Here is a 5,033-nt window from a genome sequence, read left to right as displayed (position 1 = left end):
CCGCACCGGCGGCCCCTGGGGGACCGGCGCGGGCCCGCCCGCGGGCATGGCGACGCCGGGCTGCTGCACGCCCGCGTGGGCCTCGGGGCCGGGGACGTACCCCATCGCGGGGGCGGCGCCCTGGCCGCCGGGGACGAAGTTCCCCCCGCGCTCCAGGCGGTCGAGGCGGGCCATCAGGGAACGCTCGTCGTCGTACGCCGCGGGAAGCAGCACGCGCGCGCAGATCAGCTCCAGCTGGAGGCGCGGCGATGTGGCGCCGCGCATTTCGGTGAGGCCCTCGTTCACGAGGTCGGCGGCGCGGCTGAGCTCGGCGCCTCCGAAGACACCGGCCTGCGCCTGCATCCGCTCCACGACGTCGGCGGGGGCGTCGATGAGCCCCTTCTCGGCGGCGTCCGGCACGGCCGCGAGGATCACCAGGTCGCGCAGCCGCTCCAGGAGGTCGGCGACGAAGCGCCGCGGGTCGTTGCCGCCCTCGATGACGCGGTCCACGACCTCGAAGGCCGCCGCACCGTCCCCGGAGGCGAAGGCCTCCACCACGGAGTCGAGCAACGAGCCGTCGGTGTACCCGAGGAGGGACGTCGCCATGGCATACGTCACACCCGCGTCGCCCGCGCCGGCGAGCAGCTGGTCCATGACGGACATCGAGTCACGCACGGAACCGGCACCGGCCCGCACGACGAGCGGGAACACCCCGTCCTCGACGGCCATGTCCTCGTGCCCGCAGACCTCGGAGAGGTAGTCCCTGAGCGTGCCGGGGGGCACGAGGCGGAAGGGGTAGTGGTGCGTGCGCGAGCGGATCGTCCCGATGACCTTCTCGGGCTCGGTCGTCGCGAAGATGAACTTGAGGTGCTCCGGGGGCTCCTCGACCACCTTCAGGAGGGCGTTGAAGCCCGCCGAGGTGACCATGTGGGCCTCGTCGATGATGTAGATCTTGTACCGGCTCGACGCGGGTCCGAAGAAGGCCTTTTCCCGCAGGTCACGGGCGTCGTCCACGCCACCGTGCGAGGCGGCGTCGATCTCGATGACATCGATCGAACCCGGCCCGTTCCTCGCCAGGTCGCGGCAGGACTGGCACTCGCCGCAGGGCGTGGGAGTGGGACCTTGCTCACAGTTGAGACAGCGGGCCAGGATGCGCGCGCTCGTCGTCTTGCCGCAGCCGCGGGGACCACTGAACAGGTAGGCGTGATTGACCCGGTTGTTGCGCAGCGCCTGCTGCAGCGGGTCGGTTACATGCTCCTGCCCGATGACCTCGGCGAACGACTCCGGGCGATAGCGGCGGTACAGCGCGAGAGACGACACGCATACGAGGTTATAGGCGCCCACTGACAACCCGTACCGCGAACGCAAAGCGCCCCCCACGCACCCGCCAGAGCCGACCTACCCTTGCTGCCTTCCGGCCCTGGGGGAGTTCAGTCAGATAGCGCCACGTGAGGGGCTGGCCCCCACAGTAGCGGATCCCCCGACCGGGAAGCGACGCCGGTCCCGGGCGGGGACGGCTCCGGAGACGATCACGACGGCGACCTCGGGATCGTGTTCGCGAGCACTCCCCAACGTCTTGTATTGTTTGCGGCGGAGGATTCGCCTAGTGGCCTAGGGCGCACGCTTGGAAAGCGTGTTGGGGGCAACCCCTCACGAGTTCGAATCTCGTATCCTCCGCACCCGCCCGTCAGGGCAGCCGAAGGCCCCAACCGATCACGGTTGGGGCCTTCCGCGTTCTCCGAGAAAGAAGATGGGACAGCTGGTGTCACACGCGGCCGCCCGGTGTGGCCGGGCTCTGGTCGATGTTCTGGTCCGTGAGTGGCGGGGGGTGATCGCCGGGCCCTTCCGCACGCTGCGCGGGCGCGGGCCGCTGGGGCTCTCGCTGGCGCTGTTCGCCACGGTCGCCGTGATCGGGCTGCACGCCTACCAGCAGACGCCCACCGGGGAGTCCGTGCTCCGTGTGGTCAGTGAGGTGCGGGCCGACCAGCCGCTGCCGGTGTCTCTGCTGCGTACACCCGTGTCGGTGTTCGTGCCCGCGCAGGACCTGGCGGTGTGGGGCGGGCTGCCCCGGCTGTTCCTGGCGTTCGCGCTGGCCGAGCTGGCCTTCGGGCGAATACGGACGCTGGTGGTGGCCTACGCCGCCACGCTCGCAGGCACCCTCGGGGCACGCGTGATGATCGCGCTCGGGCCCGACCGGCTCGGTCTGCCCGCCGATGCCGCGCACGCGGTGGACACGGGGGCCTCGGCGGCGATCGTCGGGCTCTTCGCCTTCGCCGCGGTGACACTGCGGGCCCCGCTGCTCTTTCTCGCCGCCGTCGTGCCGACGGTCATGGGTTCCCTCGCCGAACTCAATCTCGCGGGCCGCGAACATCTCGTCGCGGTGGTCGCGGCGATGGTTTTCGCCCTCCTTCTTGAGAAGAGCCGGTTCCGGGTGCCGGTGCCGGGCTCGCCGCCGCGCGTTGTCAGTGGCCGCTGACAGACTTGCCGGAAGTCGATCAGGAGGTCGGGCATGGCAGTTCTCGACGTACGGGATCCGGTGGCCGTGGCGGTGACCGAGGCGATTCGCGGCGGTGACGTCGCTGCCCTGCGCGCGCTGCTCGCCGCGCGGCCCTGGCTCGCCTCCGCCGCGATCAGGCAGGACGGCGAGGCCGCGGGGACGCGCAGTCTGCTGCACATCGCCACGGACTGGCCGGGGCACTTCCCCAGGAGCCCCGAGGTGATCGCCGCCCTCGTCGCGGCCGGTGCCGACCCCGACGCCCGGTTCGTCGGCGCGCACACCGAGACACCGCTGCACTGGGCCGCGAGCAACGACGACGTGGCCGCGCTCGACGCCCTCGTCGCGGCCGGTGCCGACATCGAGGCGGACGGCGCCGTCGTCGCGGGCGGCACGCCACTCGCCGACGCGCGCGCCTTCGGCCAGTGGCGGGCGGCGCGGCGACTCCTGGAGCACGGGGCACGGACGACCCTGCAGGACGCGGCGACGCTCGGTCTCCTCGACCGCGTGGAGGGGCTCGTCGAAGGCCGCGTCGCCGAGGAGGACGGTTCGGGGCGGCCGGACCGCGACGACATCACCAGCGCCTTCTGGGGCGCCTGCCACGGCGGGCAGTTGGCCACCGCCCAGTACCTGCTCCGGCAGGGCGCCGACCCCGACCGGGTCGGGTACGACGACCGGACGCCCCTGGACATCGCCGTCGCCGCCGGGGCGGACGACGTCGCCGCGTGGCTGCGCGGGCGGGGCGCACGGACCCGTCCCTAGGGGGGTTAGCACCACCCCCAAGACACCACATCACCGTATGCCGCAGGGCTCGCGGATCCGCGAATGTTGAGGACGTCAGCAGGTGAGGGGCACGGACAGCGCCTCTCAGCTGGTGGACAGCACCGCTCGTCCCCTCCCCACCGCGAAGATTCGAGGCCCGCCATGAGCACCAGCACCCTGCCGTACTCCGCGTCCGCCGCAGCGCCGCTCCAGGCGCCCGGACCCGCCGCGCAGCGGGAGCATGTCGGCTTCTGGCGGGCGCCGTTCGCGGCGGCCACGTTCCGCGAGGTCGGCCATGTGCTGGTCTCGCTGCCCGTCGCGATCGTCGGTTTCACCTTCGCCGTGGCGTCGGTCTCGCTCGGTGCGGGGCTGCTCGTCACCCTGCTCGGGCTGCCCGTCATCGCCGTGGCGCTCGCCGCGGCGCGGGGGCTCGGCGCCGCCGAGCGACGTCGGGCCCGCACGGGGCTCGGGCTCGACGTCGCGGGCCCCGGCCCGCTCGACGTGCCGCAGGGCGCGGGCATGTGGGCCGGGGTCAGGGCGCGGCTCGCCGACGCCGCGGGCTGGCGGGCGCTGCTCTTCCAGCTGGTCATGTTCCCCTGGCGCGTCCTGAGCTTCACGCTCTCGGTGACGTTCCTCGTCACCGGCTGGGTGGTCGCGCTCTTCCCGACGTACTCCTGGGTCTTCCACCGCTACGTCGGCTGGCCCGGCTACCGCCTCTACGACTTCACGTCCGGCGGCGAGCGGCACCAGTACTACATCACCTCGCCCGCGCAGGTCATCGCGGTCGGTCTGGTCGGAACCGCGATCGTCTTCCTCACCCCGAAGCTGGTCCGCGCCCTCACCAACGTCGAGCGCGCGGCGGTGCGTTCGCTGCTCGGCTGACCCGCGCCACCTCTCCGTACCTCCTGCCAGGGCACACGGCCCCGTCCGGCTCCACGGACGGGGCCTTCGCCGTCATCCGTACGTCCTGGCGCGGCAGTTCGCGCTTCGCCCGGGTCAGTCGCTGCGGGGGCTGCTCGCGGCGCTGCGGGAGGTGGCTTCGGCGGGAGCCTCGGAGGTGGGCTCCGTACGCGAAGACACGGCACCGCCCTCCAACGGCGCCGCGTAGCACCGCAGAGCGACCCGGCGCCCCGGCCCCCACTCCTGCTCGACGACGGACAGCAGTTCCCACCCCAGGCGTTCGTAGAGCGCGGCGGCGGGGGCGTCGGACGAGACCACGTCGAGGACCGGGTGCAGGCCGCGGGCCCGCGCCTCCCGGTCGACCCGCGCCATCAGGAGCGCGCCGATGCCGTGGCCGCGTGCGCCCGGGGCGACGAAGAGACGGGAGACGACCGCGGTCGACGCGACGGCCACGCCCGCGCGTTCGCTCCACAGCCCGGGCGCCTCGTCCCCCGCTGCGGCGCGGGACAGCCTGACGTGCCCGACGACCCGCCCGTCAAGCTCGGCCACCCAGGCGCCGAGCGGGGCGTCGCCGGTCAGCCAATGGGCGGGGCGGGCGGGCCAGTTGACGGGGTAGCCGTCGGCTTCGTGGACCTCGGCGAGAGCGGCGACGCAGGCGTCCAGGTCGCGGGCCTCGTCCCGTTCCCGTATGCGGAGGGCGGGGTGGGCATCGGGCGCGCCCGCGGAATGATCTCGTCTCATCGGAGCATGGAAGCACAGGGGTGCCGGGGCGGCGGGGTCACCGGGAGAGCGCAGGGGCGGCGGGGCGCAGGGGCGGCGGGGCGCCGGGGTCACCGGGGCGCCGGGGCGGCGGGGCGGCAGGGCGGCAGGGCGGCAGGGCGGCAGGGCGCCGGGGCGC

The 5,033-nt window shown here is 73.5% G+C and carries 5 protein-coding genes, 1 tRNA gene and 1 other RNA gene; 4 read left to right on the top strand and 3 right to left on the bottom strand.

All coding sequences use genetic code 11. The features are described from left to right. Window positions 1-1,299, bottom strand: a 1,299-nt coding sequence (locus ACFWZ2_RS23140; RefSeq protein ID WP_384548508.1) for a DNA polymerase III subunit gamma and tau, incomplete at its 3' end; no start/stop codon positions are given. 42 nt (window positions 1,300-1,341) lie between these two features. After that, window positions 1,342-1,440: signal recognition particle sRNA small type (ffs, locus tag ACFWZ2_RS23135), an RNA gene on the bottom strand. 131 nt (window positions 1,441-1,571) lie between these two features. On the opposite strand from ffs, the gene ACFWZ2_RS23130 reads away from it, so the two are divergent. The 4 genes from ACFWZ2_RS23130 (at window position 1,572) to ACFWZ2_RS23115 (ending at window position 4,117) form a co-directional block, all read left to right on the top strand. Continuing rightward, window positions 1,572-1,656, top strand: a tRNA-Ser gene (locus tag ACFWZ2_RS23130). A gap of 151 nt (window positions 1,657-1,807) precedes the next feature. Further along, entirely contained in the window at window positions 1,808-2,455 is a 648-nt protein-coding gene (locus ACFWZ2_RS23125) for a hypothetical protein (protein WP_384548507.1), read from the top strand. Window positions 2,456-2,488: 33 nt separating this feature from the next. After that, window positions 2,489-3,235 (top strand): ankyrin repeat domain-containing protein, encoded by a 747-nt coding sequence (locus tag ACFWZ2_RS23120; protein ID WP_384548505.1) that lies wholly within the window; start codon window positions 2,489-2,491, stop codon window positions 3,233-3,235. 162 nt (window positions 3,236-3,397) lie between these two features. Then, complete coding sequence (locus ACFWZ2_RS23115; protein ID WP_384548503.1) at window positions 3,398-4,117, top strand: sensor domain-containing protein; 720 nt, start codon at window positions 3,398-3,400, stop codon at window positions 4,115-4,117. Between the two features lie 114 nt (window positions 4,118-4,231). Here the strand turns inward: ACFWZ2_RS23115 and ACFWZ2_RS23110 are convergent, their stop codons facing one another. After that, on the bottom strand, window positions 4,232-4,876 hold the full coding sequence (locus tag ACFWZ2_RS23110) for a GNAT family N-acetyltransferase (protein ID WP_384548501.1): 645 nt from the start codon (window positions 4,874-4,876) through the stop codon (window positions 4,232-4,234). Window positions 4,877-5,033: the final 157 nt, after the last annotated feature.

This window comes from Streptomyces sp. NPDC059002, assembly GCF_042740435.1.
In the GTDB taxonomy this organism is placed as follows: domain Bacteria; phylum Actinomycetota; class Actinomycetes; order Streptomycetales; family Streptomycetaceae; genus Streptomyces.
Note: the sequence above shows the minus strand (reverse complement) of the source record. Positions and strands in the feature narration are given on the sequence as shown.

What these genes read in the sequence shown, in the direction of transcription:
- ACFWZ2_RS23120 (WP_384548505.1), top strand. Translation starts at nt 2,489, where the DNA reads ATGGCAGTTCTCGACGTACGGGATCCGGTGGCCGTGGCGGTGACCGAG.
- ACFWZ2_RS23115 (WP_384548503.1), top strand. Translation starts at nt 3,398, where the DNA reads ATGAGCACCAGCACCCTGCCGTACTCCGCGTCCGCCGCAGCGCCGCTC.
- ACFWZ2_RS23110 (WP_384548501.1), bottom strand. Translation starts at nt 4,876, where the DNA reads ATGAGACGAGATCATTCCGCGGGCGCGCCCGATGCCCACCCCGCCCTC.